Annotated in this window: 22 protein-coding genes; 10 read left to right on the top strand and 12 right to left on the bottom strand. The window is 67.0% G+C overall.

Annotation, left to right across the window (positions count from 1 at the left end):
* The first annotated feature begins 1 nt into the window (after window position 1).
* From ACFC4D_RS45515 to ACFC4D_RS45505, 3 genes are all read left to right on the top strand, one after another.
* Window positions 2–802 (top strand): helix-turn-helix domain-containing protein, encoded by an 801-nt coding sequence (locus tag ACFC4D_RS45515; RefSeq protein WP_375955782.1) that lies wholly within the window; start codon window positions 2–4, stop codon window positions 800–802.
* A gap of 133 nt (window positions 803–935) precedes the next feature.
* The gene (locus tag ACFC4D_RS45510; protein WP_376073096.1) at window positions 936–1,598 is read left to right on the top strand and encodes a PadR family transcriptional regulator; all 663 of its coding nucleotides are present in this window, start codon (window positions 936–938) and stop codon (window positions 1,596–1,598) included.
* Between the two features lie 202 nt (window positions 1,599–1,800).
* Window positions 1,801–3,015, top strand: a complete 1,215-nt coding sequence (locus tag ACFC4D_RS45505) for an FAD-dependent monooxygenase (RefSeq protein WP_376073093.1) — start codon at window positions 1,801–1,803, stop codon at window positions 3,013–3,015.
* 58 nt (window positions 3,016–3,073) lie between these two features.
* On the opposite strand, the gene ACFC4D_RS45500 is transcribed toward ACFC4D_RS45505, so the two are convergent.
* Both ACFC4D_RS45500 and ACFC4D_RS45495 read right to left on the bottom strand, forming a co-directional pair.
* Window positions 3,074–5,110, bottom strand: a complete 2,037-nt coding sequence (locus ACFC4D_RS45500) for an MDR family MFS transporter (protein WP_376073091.1) — start codon at window positions 5,108–5,110, stop codon at window positions 3,074–3,076.
* Window positions 5,111–5,220: 110 nt separating this feature from the next.
* Entirely contained in the window at window positions 5,221–5,877 is a 657-nt protein-coding gene (locus ACFC4D_RS45495) for a TetR/AcrR family transcriptional regulator (RefSeq protein WP_376073088.1), read from the bottom strand.
* Window positions 5,878–5,950: 73 nt separating this feature from the next.
* Between ACFC4D_RS45495 and ACFC4D_RS45490 the strand changes: the two genes are divergently transcribed.
* The 4 genes from ACFC4D_RS45490 to ACFC4D_RS45475 all read left to right on the top strand — a co-directional run bounded on the left by ACFC4D_RS45490 (window position 5,951) and on the right by ACFC4D_RS45475 (window position 8,858).
* Window positions 5,951–6,889 (top strand): sigma-70 family RNA polymerase sigma factor, encoded by a 939-nt coding sequence (locus tag ACFC4D_RS45490; protein ID WP_376073086.1) that lies wholly within the window; start codon window positions 5,951–5,953, stop codon window positions 6,887–6,889.
* A 155-nt stretch (window positions 6,890–7,044) separates the two neighbouring features.
* Window positions 7,045–7,920, top strand: a complete 876-nt coding sequence (locus ACFC4D_RS45485; RefSeq protein WP_375955793.1) for an oxidoreductase — start codon at window positions 7,045–7,047, stop codon at window positions 7,918–7,920.
* Window positions 7,921–7,992: 72 nt separating this feature from the next.
* Window positions 7,993–8,454: a transcriptional regulator gene (locus tag ACFC4D_RS45480; RefSeq protein WP_376073083.1), complete on the top strand. Its 462-nt coding sequence runs from the start codon at window positions 7,993–7,995 to the stop codon at window positions 8,452–8,454.
* The gene (locus ACFC4D_RS45475) at window positions 8,451–8,858 is read left to right on the top strand and encodes a DUF3817 domain-containing protein (protein ID WP_364628639.1); all 408 of its coding nucleotides are present in this window, start codon (window positions 8,451–8,453) and stop codon (window positions 8,856–8,858) included. Before ACFC4D_RS45480 ends, ACFC4D_RS45475 begins: the two co-directional genes overlap by 4 nt.
* Before the next feature lie 83 nt (window positions 8,859–8,941).
* On the opposite strand, the gene rdgB is transcribed toward ACFC4D_RS45475, so the two are convergent.
* The 10 genes from rdgB to clpS all read right to left on the bottom strand — a co-directional run bounded on the left by rdgB (window position 8,942) and on the right by clpS (window position 15,815).
* Window positions 8,942–9,550 (bottom strand): RdgB/HAM1 family non-canonical purine NTP pyrophosphatase, encoded by a 609-nt coding sequence (gene rdgB, locus ACFC4D_RS45470; protein ID WP_376073081.1) that lies wholly within the window; start codon window positions 9,548–9,550, stop codon window positions 8,942–8,944.
* The gene (rph, locus tag ACFC4D_RS45465) at window positions 9,550–10,323 is read right to left on the bottom strand and encodes a ribonuclease PH (RefSeq protein ID WP_364628633.1); all 774 of its coding nucleotides are present in this window, start codon (window positions 10,321–10,323) and stop codon (window positions 9,550–9,552) included. Before rph ends, rdgB begins: the two co-directional genes overlap by 1 nt.
* A gap of 86 nt (window positions 10,324–10,409) precedes the next feature.
* Window positions 10,410–11,174: a cyclic nucleotide-degrading phosphodiesterase gene (locus tag ACFC4D_RS45460; protein ID WP_375956121.1), complete on the bottom strand. Its 765-nt coding sequence runs from the start codon at window positions 11,172–11,174 to the stop codon at window positions 10,410–10,412.
* A gap of 74 nt (window positions 11,175–11,248) precedes the next feature.
* Window positions 11,249–11,947 (bottom strand): rhomboid family intramembrane serine protease, encoded by a 699-nt coding sequence (locus tag ACFC4D_RS45455; protein ID WP_376073078.1) that lies wholly within the window; start codon window positions 11,945–11,947, stop codon window positions 11,249–11,251.
* Window positions 11,948–12,001: 54 nt separating this feature from the next.
* Window positions 12,002–12,964 (bottom strand): cysteine synthase, encoded by a 963-nt coding sequence (locus ACFC4D_RS45450; protein ID WP_364628628.1) that lies wholly within the window; start codon window positions 12,962–12,964, stop codon window positions 12,002–12,004.
* A 2-nt stretch (window positions 12,965–12,966) separates the two neighbouring features.
* Window positions 12,967–13,245: a MoaD/ThiS family protein gene (locus tag ACFC4D_RS45445; protein ID WP_364628625.1), complete on the bottom strand. Its 279-nt coding sequence runs from the start codon at window positions 13,243–13,245 to the stop codon at window positions 12,967–12,969.
* Between the two features lie 33 nt (window positions 13,246–13,278).
* Window positions 13,279–13,728, bottom strand: coding sequence for a Mov34/MPN/PAD-1 family protein (locus tag ACFC4D_RS45440; protein ID WP_375955803.1), 450 nt, complete (start codon window positions 13,726–13,728; stop codon window positions 13,279–13,281).
* Window positions 13,729–13,854: 126 nt separating this feature from the next.
* Window positions 13,855–14,916 carry a P1 family peptidase gene (locus ACFC4D_RS45435; protein ID WP_376073075.1) on the bottom strand — a complete coding sequence of 354 codons (1,062 nt, stop codon included), beginning with the start codon at window positions 14,914–14,916 and terminating at the stop codon, window positions 13,855–13,857.
* A 31-nt stretch (window positions 14,917–14,947) separates the two neighbouring features.
* Window positions 14,948–15,517 carry a DUF2017 domain-containing protein gene (locus tag ACFC4D_RS45430; RefSeq protein ID WP_364628617.1) on the bottom strand — a complete coding sequence of 190 codons (570 nt, stop codon included), beginning with the start codon at window positions 15,515–15,517 and terminating at the stop codon, window positions 14,948–14,950.
* A gap of 22 nt (window positions 15,518–15,539) precedes the next feature.
* Window positions 15,540–15,815 (bottom strand): ATP-dependent Clp protease adapter ClpS, encoded by a 276-nt coding sequence (gene clpS, locus ACFC4D_RS45425; protein WP_375956124.1) that lies wholly within the window; start codon window positions 15,813–15,815, stop codon window positions 15,540–15,542.
* A 275-nt stretch (window positions 15,816–16,090) separates the two neighbouring features.
* On the opposite strand from clpS, the gene ACFC4D_RS45420 reads away from it, so the two are divergent.
* The 3 genes from ACFC4D_RS45420 (at window position 16,091) to ACFC4D_RS45410 (ending at window position 20,290) form a co-directional block, all read left to right on the top strand.
* Entirely contained in the window at window positions 16,091–17,389 is a 1,299-nt protein-coding gene (locus ACFC4D_RS45420) for a nicotinate phosphoribosyltransferase (RefSeq protein WP_376073157.1), read from the top strand.
* 179 nt (window positions 17,390–17,568) lie between these two features.
* Entirely contained in the window at window positions 17,569–18,138 is a 570-nt protein-coding gene (locus ACFC4D_RS45415; protein WP_376073073.1) for an isochorismatase family protein, read from the top strand.
* Between the two features lie 88 nt (window positions 18,139–18,226).
* Window positions 18,227–20,290: an ATP-dependent DNA helicase gene (locus ACFC4D_RS45410; RefSeq protein WP_376073070.1), complete on the top strand. Its 2,064-nt coding sequence runs from the start codon at window positions 18,227–18,229 to the stop codon at window positions 20,288–20,290.
* Window positions 20,291–20,293: the final 3 nt, after the last annotated feature.

The following is a 20,293-nucleotide window of genomic DNA, read 5'->3' as shown; positions in this document are numbered from 1 at the left end:
TATGACGATCATGGCGGTGGCAGCACCGGCGAGCCCCTTCGCACAGCAGTTGCGGCACTGGCGCACCCGGCGCCGGATCAGCCAGCTCGATCTCGCGATCAGCGCCGAGACGAGTCAGCGCTATCTGAGCTTCCTGGAGCAGGGTCGCTCACATCCCGGGCGCACCATGGTGGTGCGGCTGGCCGAATCGCTGGGATTGTCACTGCGCGAACGCAATACGCTGCTGCTGGCCGCGGGCTACGCTCCCGCGTTTCCCGAATCCGCTTTGGACGCACCGGAACTCGGTCCCGTACGGCACGCACTGGACACGATTCTGCAGGGGCACCTGCCGTATCCGGCCGTGGTGACCCGGCCGTACGGGGTCCTGGTGTCGGCCAATGCGGCATTCGAGATGCTGGCCGAGGGCTGTGCGCCGGAGCTACTCGACGCGCCGTTGAATGTGTTGCGGTTGGCGCTGCATCCGGACGGCCTGGCCCGGCGGGTGATCAATCTGCCCGAATGGGGGCGGCATATCACCGACAGCCTGCGCAATCGGGCGGCACGCAGTCCGGATCCGGATCTGGACGCGCTCATCACCGAATTGGAGGCGTACCTGCCCAAGGTCGATCCCGGTCCGCAGCATCTGGGTTTCGCGGTACCGCTGCGACTGCGCAGTCCCGGTGGCGAGTTACGCCTGATCACGACGCTGACCTCGTTCGCGACGGCCACCGATATCACCCTGGCCGAACTGCACCTGGAGGCTTTCCTGCCCGCCGATCAGGCCACCTCGGATTATCTGCGCGCACGCTTCGCCACCTCCTGACACGCGAACCGAATCCAGCGCCCCGCACGGCCCTGCCGTGCGGGGCGCGCTGTCGTTTCGGGGCAGGTATCGACCCTTGTTTTTCAGATACTCGTAGACGTATATTCGTAGACGAGTAAGGGAGGTGCCGGAGATGGCTCGCAAGCGCAAGGTCGGAAATCTGATGGCACTGGCGGTGCTGTCGGTCATGGCCATTCAGCCCATGCACCGCTATGAGATCGCCGCCCGTTTGCGGGAGTACGGCAAAGACCACGATATGGGCGTCAAATGGGGTTCGCTCTATACCGTCGTGGACAACCTCACCAAACACGGCTTCCTCGAGGTCACCGGCAGTGAGCGCGACGGGGCCCGCCCCGAACGCACCATCTACCGCATCACCGAGGCCGGTCGCGCCGAACTCACGGACTGGACAAGGGAACTCATCGCCAGCCCGGAACCCGAACAGCGGCCGTTCATGGCCGGACTCTCGGTGCTCTCGGTGCTGCCGCCCGATGAGGTGATCGGCCTGCTCACCGACCGAATCACCAAGCTGGAGACGACCATCGCCGCCACCCGCACTCAAATCGATTCGCTCGCAGGCTCATTGCCGCGCCTGTTCCTGGTCGAAGACGACTATGAGCTCACCATGCTGACCGCCGAGGCGAACTGGGCGCGCGCACTGCGCGATGCCCTCGCCGACGGCAGTTTTCCCCAGGTAGACCAATGGCGGGAGTGGCATAGCGGCGGCTCCCTGCCCGCCGATGTCGTGGCGCAAGTGGAGGGAGGGCTGCCCGGCGCGCAATCGCCGCCGGACTGAACCACCGATCGATTCACCGAATAGACCGGGCCCCGGCGAAGGTGCTGCAACACCACCGCCGAGACCCGGGAACACACCTTCCCGATCCGTGCTCGTGCAGGCGAACTCGTACCGAGTTTGGCAACTACAGGATAACTGGGTTCTCCGCGCGCGCTCTGATTCGGGGTTTATCGCACCCTTCGAATATTCAGGGAGACAACCCATGTCCACCAATTCACGCGCTATTCGCAGCGCCCTCGTCATCGGCGGCGGCATTTCCGGACCGGTCGTCGCGGCCGCGCTGCACCGGGCCGGGATCGAGGCCCGCGTCTTCGAGGCGTACCCGGGACCCGCGTACGGCATCGGCTCCAACCTGGCCCTGGCCCCCAATGGGCTGGCCGCGCTGGAGATCATCGGGGCCGCGGACGCCGTCCGGGCCATTGCCGCGCCGATCCGGTCGCAATCGATGGCGGTCAACGGCAAGCTCATCAAACTGCCCGGGATCAGCGGCGTCGAACCGCTGCAATTGGTCGACCGGCCCGATCTGCACACGGCACTGCACGATGTCGCCGTCGCCGCCGGGGTGAAATTCGAGTACAACCGGCGACTCGTCGAAGTCGAGGAGAACGCGGACGGCATTACCGCGCATTTCGCCGACGGCAGCAGCGCCACCGGTGATGTGCTCATCGGCGCGGACGGCATTCGCTCCACCGTGCGCACGCTCATCGATCCGAAGGCTCCGGGACCGCAGTATCTGAATATGCTCGGATTCGGGGCGTATACGCGATGCCCGGTGGATCTGGAACCGTCCGATATGACCTTCGCCTTCGGCAAACGCGCCTACTACCTGTACTGGGTCATGCCGGACGGCCGCGTCGCCTGGGGTGCGAATCTGCCGCACCCGCAATACCTTTCACTCACCGAAGCGCGCAGCGTCTCGAATGAGGAATGGTTGCGCATCCTGCGCGAGACCTACGCGGACGACACCCCGGGTGCGGCGCTGGCGCAGGCCACCCAGGCGGCGGATTTGCAGGTCGTCGGCGCGCTGCACATCATGCCGCCGGTACCGCACTGGTATCGCGGGCGCATGGTGCTCACCGGCGATGCCGTGCACGCGCCCAGCAATACCTCCGGACAGGGCGGGTCCATGGCCATCGAGAGCGCCATCGAACTCGCGCACTGCCTGCGCGATATCGATGATCCGGCACTGGCTTTCGCCACCTATGAGGCGCTGCGGCGGCCCCGGGTGGAAGGGGTCGCCAATCGGGTCAAGCGAATGAATCACACCAAGGCGGCGGGTCCGGTGACCCGGGCGTTCATGGGCATGGTCATGCCCATGATGTTCAAGCGCATGGATCCGGAGAAGGTGTTCGGACCCGAGCAGCACTTCCGAATCGATTGGGACGCACCGGTGCGACCGGTCCGGGTCACTGCCTGAGCCATGGAAATGACCGTGGCCGTTGCTCTTCCAGGCAACGGCCACGGTCGTGCAGGGGTCAGCGCTTGGCGGGGAGGGCGTCCGGGTAGTCCGCCTCGTCGAGGAGTTTGGTGGCGATATTGTCGATGCTCTGGTCGAAGAGGGCGCGTTCCTTGGGATCGGTGAGATCCCAGTCGTCGAGCTGGTTTTCGAGCCAGTGCTTCCAGGCGGTGTGCACGGTGTCGACCTCGCGCATGCCACGGTCGGTGAGCGAGAGTTCGTCACCGTCGCGGCGGACCAGACCCTCGCGCTGGGTCTTCTCGAAGACCGGTTCCACCAATTCCGGTGGCACCCAGTGGGTTTTGGCGATATCGGAGACCGTGACCGAACCGCGCAGGCGCTGATACATGCGCACCTGGCCGAGCGCCCACGCCTCATCCTTGGCGAGGGAACTGCCCGACGCCGCGAGAATGCCGGGCTCGGGAACGGCATTGTCACGCAGTTTGCGCAGCACCCGCACGATGGCCCGCTCCATCTGCACCCCGCGATCCGGGGAATCCGGCACCGCGAAACCCTCACCGACATCGGCGGCCTGACCGCGCGAACTGTCGCGCAGCGGAACCTCTTTCAGGAACCAGGCGATCAGGAAGCCGAGCACCGCGACCGGCACCACCCAGCGGAAGACATAGTCGATGGAGGTGGCGTAGGCGTCGATGATCGGCATGGCCTGCTCCGGCGGCAGCGCGCGCAACGCCTGCGGATTCTGCGCCACCTCCGGCGGCACCTTCGCCTCCATCAGCGCCGAAGTCAGGTGCGGGCCCAGCTGATTCGAGTACAGCGTGCCGAAAACCGTGGTGCCGAACGCGCTGCCGATGGTGCGGAAGAAGGTCACGCCCGAGGTCGCGGTGCCCAGATCCGAATACGGCACGCTGTTCTGCACCGCGATGGTGAGCACCTGCATGGCCAGGCCGATGCCGAGGCCCAGGATCAGCATGTACAGCGACTGCAACCAGAAACTCGTACCGGAATCCATGGTGGACATGAGGAATAGGCCCAGCGCCATCACGGCCGTGCCCGCGATCGGGAAGAACTTGTACCGGCCGGTGCGGCCGACGATGGTGCCGGACAGGATCGAGGTGCCGAAGAGTCCGACCACCAGCGGCAGGGTCTGCACACCGGAAGCGGTGGCGGATACGCCCTTCACGTATTGCAGGAACGCGGGCAGGTAGGTCATCGCGCCGAGCATGGCGAAGCCGACGATGAAGCTCAGGATCGAGCAGACGGTGAAGACATTGCTGCGGAACAGGCGCATGGGGAGCATGGGCTCCTCGGCCCGCAACTCCACCGCGACGAATGCCGCGAGTGCCACCACAGCCGCCGCGAACAGGCCGATGATCATGGCCGAACCCCAGGCGTATTCCTGTCCGCCCCACTCCAGGCCCAGGATCAGACAGGTGACGCCGATGGCGATGAGCGCGATGCCCAGATAGTCGACGATCGGTTTCACCGCATTGCGGACCACCGGAATCGTCCGCGCCGCAACGAGAATCATGATGATCGCGATGGGCACGTTCACGTAGAAGCACCAGCGCCAGCTCAGGTGATCGGTGAACAGGCCGCCCAGGGTCGGGCCGACCACCGTGGTCACGCCGAACACCGCGCCCAGCGCACCCTGGTACTGACCGCGTTCGCGCAGCGGGATCACATCGGCGATCAGCGCCATCGAGGTGACCATGAGCCCGCCCGCGCCCAGCCCCTGCACGGCTCGGGCAATGATCAGCAAATCCATCCCGTGCGCCATTCCGGCGACGATCGAACCCAGGATGAAGATGGCCCCGCTGAGCTGGAAGATCAGTTTGCGCCCGAACAGGTCACCGAATTTTCCGGCCAGCGCCGTGGCGATGGCCTCGGCGACCAGATAGGCGGTGACCACCCAGGCCATATGCCCGGAGCCGCCGAGATCGGCGACGATGGTGGGCAGGGCGGTGGCGACAATGGTCGAATCGAGTGCCGCCATGAGCATCCCGAGCACCACCGTGCCGAAGATGACATTGATCCGGGCCCGGCTCAGAGGCTGGGGCACCGAAGGAGCGACGGCCACGCTGGCACCGGTCATCGGCCCAGTATGTTTCGCCCACTACCGAAGACACAGCAACGACACGGCTAACTAGTCCGTCATCCCGGCACGCTTCCGGCCGGGATCCACACCCGGGTGCCGAATACGCCCTATTGCGCGCGCACCGCATAGTCACCCAGCGACGGCTCCAGGGTGTCGAACGCGGTGATGACATTCCCGGTCAGCGCTCCGGCGATGACGTCATTGGACTCCCCCGCGACCGTGCGCCGCAGGGTCTCCTCGAACAGCGCGCGATGGATGCCGCCGAGCAGCGCCGCCGCCACCCGCGGGGCGAATTCGTCCGGGCCGGCGGATGTTTCGGCGGCCAGGCAGGTCGCGAGGCGGCGCTCGCGCTCCTCGTGGAATTCGCGCAGCCGCGCCACCAGGGCCGAGCTGCCGGTGATCAGGCGGGCGAAGTCGGGGCCGGAGAAGCCCACCACCGCATTGCGTTCCGCGACCGTGGCGAGGTAGTTGCGGCGCAGCGCGGCCAGCGCCGATTCGCCGATCTCGCGCTCACGCACCGTCTGCGCGAGCGTCTCCACGAAGATGTCGTGCAGATCGAGCACCAGGTCTTCCTTGCGCGGGAAGTAATTGGTGACCGTCATCTTGGCGACGTCCGCGGCGGCCGCGATCTCGGCGATGGTGACGCTGTCGTAGCCGCGTTCCAGGAACAGCAGGGTGGCGGTGTTCGAGATGTGCTGCCGGGTCTGCTGCTTCTTGCGCTCCCGCAGGCCCGCCGACCTGCCATCGGTGATCTGTGCGTTCATGTCGACGACTATATCTGATTCCGTCCCAAATTCATCCTTGACATATTTTTAGGTCGCCTCTAAGTTTGTTCGCATGAGTAGCGCGATCACCCTCAGCGAAGACGCCATCAAGGACTACCTCCGTCGCATCGGCGGCACCGCGTTGTTGACCGCACAGGATGAGTACGCATTGGGAGAACGCATCGAAGCCGGACGGCTGGCACGACAGCGGATGGACGAGTCCGCTTCCGCCGCAATCGAACTCAGCGCCGCCGAACGGCGCGCACTACAGCTGGCGAGCGCCGACGGCCGGCGCGCCAAGGACCATATGGTGCGCGCCAACCTGCGCCTGGTGGTCTCCATCGCCAAGCACTATCCGACTCCGGCGGGCATGTCACTGCTGGACCTGACCCAGGAGGGCACGCTGGGCCTGATGCACGCCATCGACAAGTTCGACCATCGGCGCGGTTTGAAGCTGTCGACCTATGCGACCTGGTGGATCAAACAGTCCATCGGGCGCGCGCTGGCCGATCAGAGCCGCACGATTCGGGTCCCCGTGCACGTGGTGGAGGTGCTGAACCGGGCCAAGCGCACACAGCGACAGCTGTCCCAGCAGCTCGGGCGCGAAGCGACGATGGATGAGCTCGCGACGGCGATGGAGCTTCCGGCCGAGCAGGTGCGCGAGGTGCTACGCCATGGGCGCGAACCGATTTCGCTGCATCTCCCGGTCGGCGAGGAGGACGCCACCGAACTCGGCGCACTGCTGGCGGACAGTGCGCCGGACCCCTCGGTGACCGTCACCGAGGCCGCGGCCCGCGGCCGGATCCGCCAAGTCCTCGCGGGTCTGCCGGAGCGGGAGGCGCAGGTCATCACACTGCGCTACGGTCTGGACGGTGCGGAGCCGCGCACCCTGGAGGAGGTCGGCCGCCTGTTCGGTGTTTCGCGGGAGCGGGTGCGGCAGATCGAGTCCAAGGGCATGCAGCGGTTGCGGCAGCCGTCGCGCATGTCGGCTTTTGCGGACATGCTCGGCTGAGATCCGGGACGCGTCGCGCGGCTTGCGGCGCGTCCCGGACACCGTCCGGTGCGTCCCGGACACTCGGCCTATCGCAGGAACTTACTCTGGAGTAAGATCAGCGGACCGTGTGCGCGACGAAGCGCACCGAAGCCGAACCTGTGAGGTCAACAGCCATGGCATGGAAGCCAAGCGATATCTCGGACCAGTCCGGGCGCACCTTCGTGATCACCGGAGCAAATGGCGGGCTCGGCGAGCAGACCACCAAGGTGCTGGCGAGCAAGGGCGGCACCGTCATCATGGCCTGCCGCAATACCGCGAAGGCGCAAGAGGTCGCCGACCGCATCGACGGCGATGTGCGGGTCGCCGGACTGGATCTGGCCAGCCTGGAATCGATTCGCGAATTCGCGGACGGCCAAGGCGAATTCGATGTGCTGATCAATAACGCCGGGCTGATGAACGTGCCGTTCTCGCGCACCAAGGACGGCTTCGAAACCCAGTGGGGCGTCAACCATCTCGGCCATTACGCGCTCACCGGGCTGCTGCTGGACAAGATCGGCGACCGCGTCGTCACGCTGGCGTCCATCGCGCACAAGCAGACCCCCAAGCTGTGGATCGACGACCTCAATTACGAAAACCGCAGGTACCAGCGCAATCTCGCGTACGCGCAGTCCAAGCTGTCGAATCTGATGTTCGCCCGCGAACTCCAGCGCCGTCTCACCGCCGCCGGTTCCAGCAAGCGCTCCTACGGGGTGCACCCCGGCGTCTCGGCGACCGATCTGTTCGCCCGCACCGAAACCCCCATCGACCGCATCGCCAAGCCGGTCATCCGCCTGGTCGGCCACGCGCCCGCCCTGGCCGCGCACTCCTCGCTCTTCGGAGCGACCGAGCCGGACGCCGATCCCACCGTCTACTGGGGTCCGGCCCGTCTGATGGGCAATAAGGGCCCGGTCGAGCACGCGCCCTCCAGCAAGCTGTCCCAGGATCGCGAACTGTGGCGTCGCCTGTGGGAAGAGTCCGAGCGACTCACGGGCGTCACCTACAAGTTCTGAGCATCAACGGCTTCCGATAATGCGATGGACCTCCTACTACGGTGGCCGTAGTAGGCAGGTACCGTGGAGGTCGTGTCCGCTCCCCAACGCCGTCCGGCCCTGATCGTGTTCGTGGTCGTGGCATTCGTGGCCTGCCTGGGCCTCGGCTGGTGGCAGTGGGGGCGCTACGAATCCGGCACCGGCACCGCGCAGAACCTCGGTTACGCACTGCAGTGGCCGTTGTTCGCGGGGTTCGTGGTGTGGGCGTACTTCCGGTTCGTGCGGCTGGAGAAGGACGCCGAATTGGAGGCGGAGTTCGAGGCCGCGCCACCGTCCTCCGAGGCCGAAGCCGCGCCGCGCCCGAAGCGGCCCAAGCCGCAGGCGCCGCGCGAGATTCCGGCCGGACTGCTGCCCGAGCGGCCCAAGGCGGCCGCCCAGGATGATCCGCAGACCGCCGAATACAACAGGTACCTGGCCGAACTGCACGCCAGCGATCTCGATCAGCAGATCCAGGACGCCGGGCTGCGCAACCACCCCGAAAGGAGCGCCGGGTGACCGCGCGCGACAACTCCCAGGCCCCCGTCGCGACCGGTGCGGAAACCCTCGCGCCCCGACCGCTCGGCGCGGCCGCACCCGAGAAGATCCGCGGCGCACTGCTGCGGTACCGGATTCTGGCGTGGATCACCGGTCTGTGGCTGCTGGTGCTCACCGGCGAGGTGATCTACAAGTACCTGCTGCTGGACGACAGCAGCACCGCCCCGCACTGGCTGTTCTACGTCGGTCAGGTGCACGGCATCTTCTACATGCTGTACCTGGTGATGACCATCGATCTGGGCATCAAGGCACGGTGGAAGCCGGTCACCACGGCGCTGACCTGCCTGGCGGGCACGGTTCCGTTCCTGTCCTTCGTGTTCGAGCACATGCGCACCAAAGAGGTCAAGGCCGCCTTCGGGCTCTGAGCCGCACACACGACGAACGCGCCCCCATCCGATGGATGGGGGCGCGTTCGCTGTGCTGGAGTTGCCGGGATTTCACGGGCAATTCAGTTGGCGGCCAAGGCTTTCAGGGCCGGGAGCAGTTGACGCAGGGCGCGGCCGCGATGGGAGGCCGCGTCCTTCTCGGCCGGGGTGAGCTGCGCCGCGGAGACGGTGCCGCCCTCCGGAACGAAGAGCGGGTCGTAGCCGAAACCGCCGTCGCCCACCGGATTCCGGGAGATGACGCCCGGCCATTCACCGCGCACGACCTCTTCGACGCCGTCCGCGACCAGGGCGCAGGACGAGACGAAGCTCGCGCCGCGGCGCTCGTCCGGGACATCGCCGAGCTGGGCCAGCAGCAGGGTGTTGTTGGCCTCGTCATTGCCGTGCGTACCGGACCAGCGTGCCGAGAGCACACCGGGCATACCGTTCAGCGCGTCCACCGCGATACCGGAATCGTCTGCGACACAGGGCAATCCGGTGGCGGCGAAACCGTCACGAGCCTTGGCGAGGGCATTCTCCTCGAAGGTCGCGCCGGTTTCGGGGGCCTCCTCGTATTCCGGAACGTCGTTCAGGCCCACGATTTCGACGCCCGCGATACCGGCCTCATCGAGGATGCGGCGCAATTCGTTGAGCTTCTTGGCATTTCGGCTGGCGACCAGGACGCGGCGGGACATCAGGACTTCTTCTTCCCCTCGGACGGCTCCGGGAGCACGCCCGGATACGGCAGTGCGAGCGCTTCCTTCTGCACCTGGAAGATGCGCTCGCAGCCCGCGAGCGCGGAGTCCAGCATCTTGTCCAGGGTGGAGCGCGGGAACGTCGCGCCCTCACCGGTGCCCTGGATCTCGACCAGGGTGCCGGTATCGGTGGCGACCACGTTCATATCGACCTCGGCGCGCGAATCCTCCTCGTACGGAAGGTCAAGGCGCACACGGCCGTCCACCACGCCGACGCTCACCGCGGCGATGGCGCAGGAGATGGGCTGCGGATCGGTCAGCTGCCCGGCCGCGGCCAGATAGGTGACGGCATCCGAAAGCGCCACATACGCACCGGTGATCGCGGCGGTGCGGGTGCCGCCGTCGGCCTGCAGCACATCGCAGTCGACCGCGATGGTGTTCTCGCCGATGGTGGACAGATCGATGCAGGCCCGCAATGAACGCCCGATCAAACGGGAGATCTCCTGGGTGCGGCCGCCGACCTTGCCCTTGACCGACTCACGCCCGGAACGGGTGTGCGTGGCGGCGGGCAGCATCGCGTATTCGGCGGTCAGCCAGCCCAATCCGGAATCGCGACGCCACGGCGGCACCCCGTCGGTGACGCTCGCGGTGCACATGACGCGCGTCCCGCCGAATTCCACCAGCACCGATCCCGCCGGATGCGTGGTGAACCCACGGGTGATCTTTACCTCGCGGAGTTCGTCATCCGCCCTGCCATCGGCTCGTTTAGACACGGGCCCAGCCTAATAGTGCACGGAACGAACATGTCCGCGGCCCATACGGGTCGCGGACATGTCGGCGAATGGTGGGATCGGGAGCGTCAGATGTCGAAGGTCTCGCCCGGCGACACCGCGTGCACCGGACCGCTGAAAACGGCCTTCGCCTCGGCGATCACATCTTCGCGCGAGGTCCACGGCGGAATATGGGTGAGCAGTAGTTCACCGACGCCCGCCTCGGCGGCGATCATGCCCGCCTCGGTGCCCGAGAGGTGGATGCCCGGGGGCCGGTTCGCCGGATCGTGCGTCCAGGACGCCTCGGCGAGCAGTACGTCCGCACCGCGCGCCAGGTCGTAGACCTCGGGGCAGATGGCGGTATCGCCGGTGTAGACGAAGGTGCGCCCGGCGGCGGTCTTGATGCGCAGGCCGTAGGACTCCGGCGGGTGATACATGCGGCGCGCCTCGACGGTGTGGCCGGGACCGAACGGGATCGGCTCCCCCACCGACCACTGCCGCATATCGATCACATCGGACCAGTCATCGGTCTCGCCGCCGATCTCCGCGGACGCGTTGCCGATGCGCAGCGAGGTATCCGACGGCCCGTACACGATGGCCTTACCCGTCGGCGGATTCGGATGGTAGCGCCGCCACACCAGCAGCCCGGGCAGATCCAGGCAGTGATCGGCATGCAGATGGGTGAGGAAGATATCCACCTCGCCCGGATCCAGATAGCGCTGCAACGCGCCCAGCACGCCGGGACCGAAATCGATGACGGTGGGAGTCATATCCGGGCCGGTGAGCAGGTATCCCGACGCCGGGGAATCCGGGCCGGACACGCTGCCCGAGCACCCGATCACGGTGAGGCGCATTCCCCCATGCTGCCACGCTGCTGTCTCACTCAAGGAGGGATCCCCCAAATCGCCGACCGGGTCCACCGTCACCCTTACGACACGAGTCGGCCGGCGTTGGCCCCGCGACGATGACGACGTTCATCCGCTGAGAGTACCCACCCCGCAACCAGTCCACCCACCGCCCCGAAAAGATGCCCTTGCCAAGAGATTCCGGGCTGTCCGGGCAGTACACCCCACAGAATCGAGCCATACAGCAACCCCACCACCAGGCCAATGGCGATCTGCACCACATTGCGGGCGAACACACCGCGCGAGATCAGATAGGTGAGCCAGCCGAACACGAGCACCGACGCGCCGACGTGAACGGAGTGGCTTTGGCCGATCAGCCAGGTGCCGGTCCCCGCGATCACCCAGATGATGGCGGTCGCCGCGAGGCCCCGGCCGATACCCGTCAGCAGGGTCAGCAGACCCAGCACTAATACCGGAACCGTATTACCGAGCAGATGCGGCCAATTGGCATGCAGCACAGGGGCGAACAGAATCCCGTCCAAACCGTCGAGTTGGCGGGGCTTCACACCGCCCGCCTCGTCGAGGTGATGACCGGTGACGGTGTCGACGCCTTCTACCCCGTAGAGGAAGGCGGTAACCGCGAGAATGATCGCAATCGCCCGCTGCCACAGCAGCTTCAGCGCGCCGCCCCCGCGCTGTGCGACGCCGGGATTCGTCAATTGCCCCCGCAGTCGCGCGATCCGATCCGGATCGAATGACGCGCCGACGCCGCTGCCGCCCATAGCCGGTACCTCCTAGGCCAAGCTCTGCCCCGAGCGTACCGCCGCCGACCGTGCTCAGGCCCAGAGCTGACCTTCGAGGCGGTCCTCGGCCTCTTCCAGGGTGCCGTCGTAGGCCCCGGTCGAGAGGTATTTCCAGCCGCCGTCGGCCACCACGAAGGCGATGTCGGCTGTGACGCCCGCCTTTTCGGCCTTCTTGGCCACGCCCAGGGCGGCGTGCAGGATCGCGCCGGTGGAGATGCCCGCGAAAATGCCCTCTTCCAGGACCAGTTCGCGGGTGCGGCGGACCGCGTCGTAGGGGCCGACCGAGAAGCGGGAGGTCAGCACCGAGGCGTCGTACAGCTCCGGAATGAAGCCCTCGTCGATATTGCGCAGGCCGTAGACGAGTTCGCCGTAGCGCGGTTCGGCGGCGACGATCTCGATGGACGGGACCTTCTCGCGCAGGAAGCGGCCGGTGCCCATCAGGGTGCCGGTGGTGCCCAGGCCCGCCACGAAATGCGTGATCTCGGGCAGGTCGGCCAGGATCTCCGGGCCGGTGGTCTCGTAGTGCGCGAGCGCGTTCGCCGGATTGCCGTACTGGTAGAGCATGACCCAGTCCGGATGTTCGGCGGCGATCTGCTTGGCCAGCGCCACAGCCTGATTGGAGCCGCCCGCGGCGGGCGAGTCGATGATGCGCGCACCGAACATGGTGAGCAGCTGACGGCGCTCCACCGAGGTGTTCTCCGGCATGACGCAGACCAGTTGGTAGCCCTTGAGTTTCGCGGCCATCGCCAGCGAGATACCGGTATTGCCGCTGGTGGGCTCCAGGATCGTGCAGCCCGGGGTGAGCTTGCCCTCGGCCTCGGCCTGTTCGATCATGCGCAGCGCCGGGCGATCCTTGATCGAACCCGTCGGATTGCGGTCCTCGAGTTTGGCCCACAGGCGCACATGGTTCTCGCCGTCCCAGCGCGGGGACAGATTCTTCAGGCCGACCAGGGGCGTATCGCCGAGCGTCGCGATCAGCGACTCGTAGCGCGCCACGGTTAGCGGGAACCGCCGGCGACCGCCGGGAGGATGGTGACGGTGCCGCCCTCGGGCACCTCGGCCGCCAGACCACCGGTGAAGCGCACATCCTCGTCGTCGACGTAGATGTTCACGTAGCGGTTGAGCTTGCCGTCCTTGAGCAGTCGCTCCTTGAGGCCGGTGTGGTTGGCCTCCAGGTTGTCGATGAGTTCGGCCAGGGTCGCGCCCTCGGCCTGTACGCGCTTCTCACCGCCGGTGAGGGTGCGCATGATGGTGGGGATGGAGACGGTGACCGGCATGGGGGGCTCCTTGCTGTTTCCGGCGGAAGATGTTCAGGCGTCGGCGGATTCGGTATCCGACCCGGTGCCGGAGTAGGCGGGGACGATCTCGACCGGCTCCTCGGTGACCACGCCATCGAGGATGCGGTAGCTGCGCAACTCGTGCGCGTCGGCGTCGCGGGTGGAGATCAACACGTAATGCGCGTTCGGCTCGGACGCGTACGAGATATCGGTGCGGCTCGGGTACGCCTCGGTGGCGGTGTGCGAGTGGTAGATGACCACCGGCTCCTCATCGGCATCGTCCATCGCGCGCCAGACGCGCAATTGCTCACCGGAATCGAAGCGGTAGAAGGTGGGCGAGCGTTCGGCGTTCAGCATGGCTACGAAACGCTCCGGGCGATCCGAACCCTCGGGACCGGCGATGACACCGCAGGCTTCGTCCGGGTGATCGGCGCGCGCGTGCGCGACCATCGCCTCCACGAGATCGGCCCTGATCACCAGCACAGTTCGAATCCTTCCCTTTACCGCTGCCCTCAACAGGTCAGAATATTCACCTATTCCCCGCGACCGGGATCACACCCCCGCGCCCGCCGCGGCGCGAGTGATCGGCGACACCCGGTGCGCATCACGCTATTCGCCGAAAAGTTCCGCGTAGGAAGGGATTCCGGCTACCGAGGTGGCGGACAGGATGGCGTCGACTATGGCGCGTTCCACACAGACCGCCGCCGCGGTACAGAGCTCGTCGAGCAGGAGCAGGTCGGCGGGGAAGGCCGGGGGCAGCGGGAAGGCGGGGGCCGGGGTGACCGCACCCGTGGCCAGGGCGAACAGGGTGTCACCGTCCAGCGGCGAATGCGCGGGGCGGATGGCCCGGGCCAGACCGTCGTGGGCGGTGGTGGCCAGGCGGCGGCAGGCCGAGGGGTCCAGGGCCGCATCGGTGGCCACCACGCCGATGGTGGTGTTCAGGACGGTGCTCTTCACGGGCAGCGCGTTGGCGGCGGCGAGTTTGTCCGGCGCGACCGGACGCAGGCCGAAATGGTCCGGGCCGTCCGTGCCCGCGCCCCACGGCAATCCGGTGCGCGGATCGAAGACCGAGCCGACCGGATTCGCGACGATCAACGCGCCCACCGTGATTCCGGCCGCCGGGCCGTCGGTGAAGCGGACCGAAGCGGTGCCGACGCCGCCCTTGATGGAGCCGGCGCGCGCACCCGCGCCCGCGCCCACCGAACCGCGGGCGAAATCCGTTGCGGCGGCGTCCGTTGCGAGGAAACCGAAATCGGCGTCGGGCCGAATATCCCACGCGCCCACCGGCAGATCGAAGATCACCGCGCCGGGCACGATCGGCACCACGCGGGACGGATCGGCCGGATCCATCGGAATGCCCTCGTGGTGCTCCTCCAGCCAGCGCATCACGCCGTCGGCGGCGGCGAGGCCGTAAGCGCTTCCGCCGGTGAGCAATACGGCATTCACCTGGCGCACGGTATTGCCGGGATCGAGCAGATCGGTTTCCCGGGTGCCCGGTCCGCCGCCGCGCACATCCACCGACGCGGTCGCGCCGCCGGGGACGCGCAGTACGGTGCAGCCGGTGGCCGCGCCGGTGCCGAGGGTGGCGTTCGAATCGACGCGATGTTCATGCCCCACCAGGACACCCGTCACATCGGTGATCGAATTGTTCGGTCCCGCACTGTTGTTCACGATGTGTACCTCCGAAGTGGCGGGGGCGCGATTACGGCATGAGCGCTTGCAGCAGGGAGTCCTGCATCCAGGTGAGCCAGTGATAGACGTCCAGGCTCGGGGCGCGCGGATCGTCCTCGTCCAACTGATCGGGCATATCGGCGCTGATATCGAGCGCGGTGCCCAGGGCCAGGCGGACGTCATTGAGCGCGGTGAGCCAGTGCTCGGCCTGCTCCGGGGTGATGACCACCTTGCCGCCCTGCGGCGGGAGGGTTTCCAGAATGACCAGGCCCGCGGAGACCTTGGTTTCGATGATGTCCGGTTCGTGCAGGCTGCGCAGTGCGCTGTTCAGGTCGGCGCGGTCGGCGTCGGGGGAACCGGGCTCGCTGCGATGGAAATCGGGGAGCAGCCGGGCCAGGCGCGGGTCATCCGGCGGGGTGGAGTTGCCCAGCTGTAACCCGGTGAGCGCGGCCAGATCGTCCTCGGGGGCCGAACGGGCTCGGTCGGTGAGTAATCCGGTCACCGCGCCCACCAGCGAGCGCAGTACCTCCGCCTCGTGGGCGTCCATTTCCGAACGGAGTTTCAGCCCGCCCAGGGAGTTCTTCCTGCTCCACTTCCGCACGGGCCTACCGTAGTCGCCCGGGTCACTGGTCACGCTGCATGGTCGCCCATAGTCCGGCCGCGTGCAGGCGCTGCACATCGTGTTCCATCTTGTCGCGCGAGCCGGAGGAGACGGCGGCTTTGCCCTCGTTGTGCACCTGGAGCATGAGTTCGGTTGCCTTGGCTTTGCTATAGCCGAACAGCTTTTGGAAGATGTACGTCACGTAGTGCATGAGGTTGACCGGATCGTCCCAAACGACCGTTACCCACGGGCGGTCCTCGGCCTCGAGGATTTCGGTGTACTCGACCGCCTCGGGCATCGCCTGCGACGCGCCCAGTACGACCCGGGAAGTCGATGATGTCAGTTGTGCCGCCGATACCGTCCCGCTCACGCCGCCCGTCCGGGCGGCAATCCGGACAGCGTCTTCTCTGCACAGACCCATAACGTCCAGGGTACGACTCGACCCCGAAGAAACAACAGCCCACACGACACGCCCACCACGAGCGTTATATCGCCGACGTGTCGTGGGGCGGTGTCACCAGGATGACCGTTCGGTCTGTGCCTACAGTGGAACCCGTGACGATCGCCGCCGGGATGACCAGCACCGCATTGCTGACCGATCAGTACGAGCTCACCATGCTCGCCGCCGCATTGGCGGACGGATCCGCGCATCGGCGGTGCACGTTCGAGGTATTCGCCCGGCGATTGCCGCACGGCAGGCGGTACGGCGTGGTCGCGGGGACCGGGCGACTGCTGGCGGCGCTGCGTGAATTCCGTTTCGGGGAGCCTGAACTCGCGATCGTCGCGAAGTTCCTGGATTCGGACACCGTGGCCTGGTTGCGGGACTATCGGTTCAGCGGGGATATCGACGGGTATCGCGAAGGTGAGCTGTACTTCCCCGGCTCCCCCATCCTGACCGTGCGCGGCACCTTCGCCGAATGCGTGCTGCTGGAGACCCTCGCGCTGTCGATCTACAACCACGACAGCGCCATCGCCGCCGCGGCCGCGCGCATGGTGAGCGCCGCGGGCGGGCGGCGCATGATCGAAATGGGTTCGCGCCGAACGCATGAGCTGGCCGCGCCCTCGGCGTCGCGGGCCGCGTATCTCGCGGGGCTGGACGCCACCTCGAATCTGGAAGCCGTGCGCAGCTTCGGCGTTCCCGGCGCGGGCACCAGTGCGCACGCGTTCACCCTGCTGCACAGCGGATCCGACGGTGAACACGAGGCCGACGCGTTCCGCAGTCAGATCGCCGCGCTCGGCGTCGGCACCACACTGCTGGTGGATACCTTCGACATCACCCGGGGCGTCGCCACCGCGATCGAGGTCGCCGGACCCGAATTGGGTGGCGTGCGAATCGATTCCGGTGATCTCGGGGTGCTGGCCCGCCAGGTCCGCGAACAGTTGAACGCGCTCGGCGCGGTGAAGACCCGGATCGTCGTGTCCGGCGATCTCGACGAATACGCCATCGCCTCGCTGCGCGCCGAACCGGTCGACGTCTACGGTGTCGGCACCGCCCTGGTCACCGGCTCCGGTGCGCCCACCGCCGGAATGGTCTACAAACTCGTCGAGGTCGAAGGCGTCCCGGTCGCGAAACGCAGCTCCCACAAGGAATCTCGCGGCGGCACCAAGAAGGCCGTGCGCCTGTCCCGCAGCACCGGCACGGTCGTGGAGGAAATCGTCTACCCCGCTTCCGCACCCCATCCCGAGCCCAACGGCTTCCAGATCCGCGACCTGCAAACCCCCCTCGTCCGCGACGGCGAGATCCTCCCCGACCAGCCCACCCTCCAGCAGAGTCGCGAACTGGTCGCGCAGGGCCTGATCAGCCTCCCCTGGGAGGGCCTCAAACTCTCCGCGGGCGAACCCGCCATCCCGACGACCTTCATCACCGCGTAGCGCGCACCCCGGTCGCCGGGCCCGGCAGGCACCGAATCGGCCGCCATGTCTCGACGCGCGAGGAGGGGCTCGAGCGTCGAGAATGGCGTCCGCCGACCGCGCGTGGACCACGCTGACCAGCGGGCGGCACAATGCAATACGAGCATCGAACCGTCGCGGTTCATCCACGGGAGGTCGCCATGAGCCGAGCCTTGATCGTCGTCGACGTACAGAACGATTTCTGCGAAGGCGGATCGCTCGCCGTCGCGGGCGGAGCGGCGGTGGCCGAGCGGATCACCCGGTACCTGGGGGTCTCGGATTACACCGCCGTGGTGGCGACTCGCGATTTCCACATCGATCCGGGCGCGCATTTCTCCGAGAATCCGGATTACGTGGACACCTGGCCGCCGCACTGCCGGGTCGGCACACCGGGGGCGGAGTTCCATCCGGCGCTCGATACCGCGCCGATCCAGGAGGTCTTCTCCAAGGGCGCGTACACCGCCGCCTACTCCGGTTTCGAGGGCACCGCGTCGGACGGTTCCACCGGCCTCGCGGACTGGCTGCGCGCGCACGCCATCGACGCGGTGGACGTGGTGGGCATCGCCACCGATCACTGTGTCCGCGCCACCGCCTTGGACGCCCGCGCGGCGGGCTTCGACACCCGCGTCCTGCTCGGGCTCACGGCCGCCGTCACGCCCGCGACCGTCCGCACCGCCCTCGACACCCTGCGCTCCTCCGGAGTGGACCTCGCGGGCACGCTGGAGAAGTGAGTAGCTCACTCGGTTAGCACGCGTCGGATCGTCCGGCACACCGAGGTTTGCGCGCGGGTTGTCGGCGGCGCGCAGTACCCTGGCCGCCGTGCCTGAACTCCCACCGGTCCCGAAGCTATTGGCCACTGCTGTCGAGGCGCTGGGGGGTAAAGAGCGCAAGGGACAGCAGACGATGGCCGCGGCGGTGGCGCATTCCATCGATACCGGGGAACACCTGGCCGTTCAGGCGGGTACGGGCACCGGAAAGTCCCTGGCGTATCTGGTGCCGAGTCTGCGGCACGCGGTGCGGACCGGGCGGACCGTGGTGGTGTCGACGGCGACCATCGCATTGCAGCGACAGCTGGTGGACCGGGATCTGCCGCGATTGAGTCAGGCGCTGGCGGAACCGCTGGGGCGCGTGGCGGAGTTCGCGATTCTCAAGGGGCGCAACAACTATCTGTGCTTGAACAAGATCAATAGCGCGATTCCGGACGAGCCCGCCGAGGCGGAGTTGTTCGACGCCTTCGCGGTCTCGCGACTGGGGCGCGAGGTGCAGCGACTGCACGAGTGGGTGTCCGATACCGAGAAGGGCGATCGGGATGAGCTCACACCGGGGGTGAGCGATCAGGCGTGGCGGCAGGTGAGCGTGAGTTCCCGTGAGTGCCTTGGGAAGTCGCGCTGCTCCTTCGGACAGGACTGCTTCGCCGAGAAGGCGCGCGCGGAGTCCGGGGCCGCGGATGTGGTGGTCACCAATCACGCGCTGCTGGCCATCGATGCCATCAGCGGCATCCAGGTGCTGCCCGAACATGATGTGGTCGTCATCGACGAGGCGCACGAACTCGTGGATCGGGTCACCGGTGTGGCGACCGCGGAGCTGTCCACCGCCGCGATCAGCGCCGCCGCCAAGCGCTGCACCAAGCTCATCGACGAGCAGGAAGTGGATCGACTCGAAGGCGCGGCAGAAGCCTGGCACACCCTGCTCGACGAATTGAATCCCGGCCGCTGGGATCGCCTACCCGACGGCGCCGCACCGGTTTTGGCGTTGATCCGCGATGCGGCGTGGAATGCCCGCACCGCGCTCGCACCGCAGGGCGCGAACAGCGCACAGGCCGATCCCGAGGGCGCGGCGCTGCGCAATCAGGCGCTGGCCGCCATCGAGGAGGTGCACGATGCCGCGGTGCGCGTGCTCACCACCTACGAGGAACCCGATCCCGCCGCGCACCGCGATGTCATCTGGCTCTCGGTGGACGAGATGCGCGGTGTCCCGCGCCGCACCCTGCATATGGCCCCGCTCTCGGTGGGCGGACTGCTGCGCAGCCAGCTGTTCGGCACCGCCACAGTGGTTTTGACCTCGGCGACGCTTCAGATCGGCGGCTCGTTCGACAATCTGGCGGTCACCTGGGGCCTGCCGCCCAAATCGTCGGCCCAGGTTGATCCGGCATTGGCCAGCGGTAAGGAAACCCCTTCCGACGCAGCGAAACTGCGCTGGAATTCGGTGGATGTGGGTTCCCCTTTCGATCACGCGAAATCCGGAATCCTCTATGTGGCAAAGCATTTGCCCGCCCCCGGCCGGGACGGCCTGCCCACCGCCTATCTGGACGAGATCGAACGGCTCATCACCGCCGCCAACGGCCGCACCCTGGGCCTGTTCTCCTCCATGCGAGCGGCCAAGGCGGCCACCGAGATTCTGCGCGAGCGCCTGGACACCCCGGTGCTGTGCCAGGGCGATGACGCCACCGGCGCACTGGTGAAGAAATTCGCCGACGATCCGGAAACCTCGCTGTTCGGCACACTTTCGCTGTGGCAGGGCGTGGACGTGCCGGGCCCGTCGCTGAGTCTGGTTATCCTGGACCGCATTCCGTTCCCGCGCCCGGATGATCCGCTGTTGATCGCCCGCCAGCGCGCGGTGGAATCGCGGGGCGGCAATGGATTTCTCTCGGTCGCCGCCAATCACGCGGCACTGCTGCTCGCACAGGGCACCGGGCGACTGCTGCGCAGCGTGGATGATCGCGGTGTAATCGCCATTCTGGATTCACGGCTGGCGACCGCGCGCTATGGCGGATATTTGCGAGCGTCACTGCCGCCCTATTGGGAAACATCCGATCCACAGGTGGTGACAAAGGCTTTGGCGCGTTTGACACAGGGTGTTTCGCAAAACAAAACACCCGTGTGAGAA

Origin of the sequence: Nocardia sp. NPDC056000, from assembly GCF_042269265.1 — a bacterium.
GTDB lineage: Bacteria > Actinomycetota > Actinomycetes > Mycobacteriales > Mycobacteriaceae > Nocardia.
Note: the sequence above shows the minus strand (reverse complement) of the source record. Positions and strands in the feature narration are given on the sequence as shown.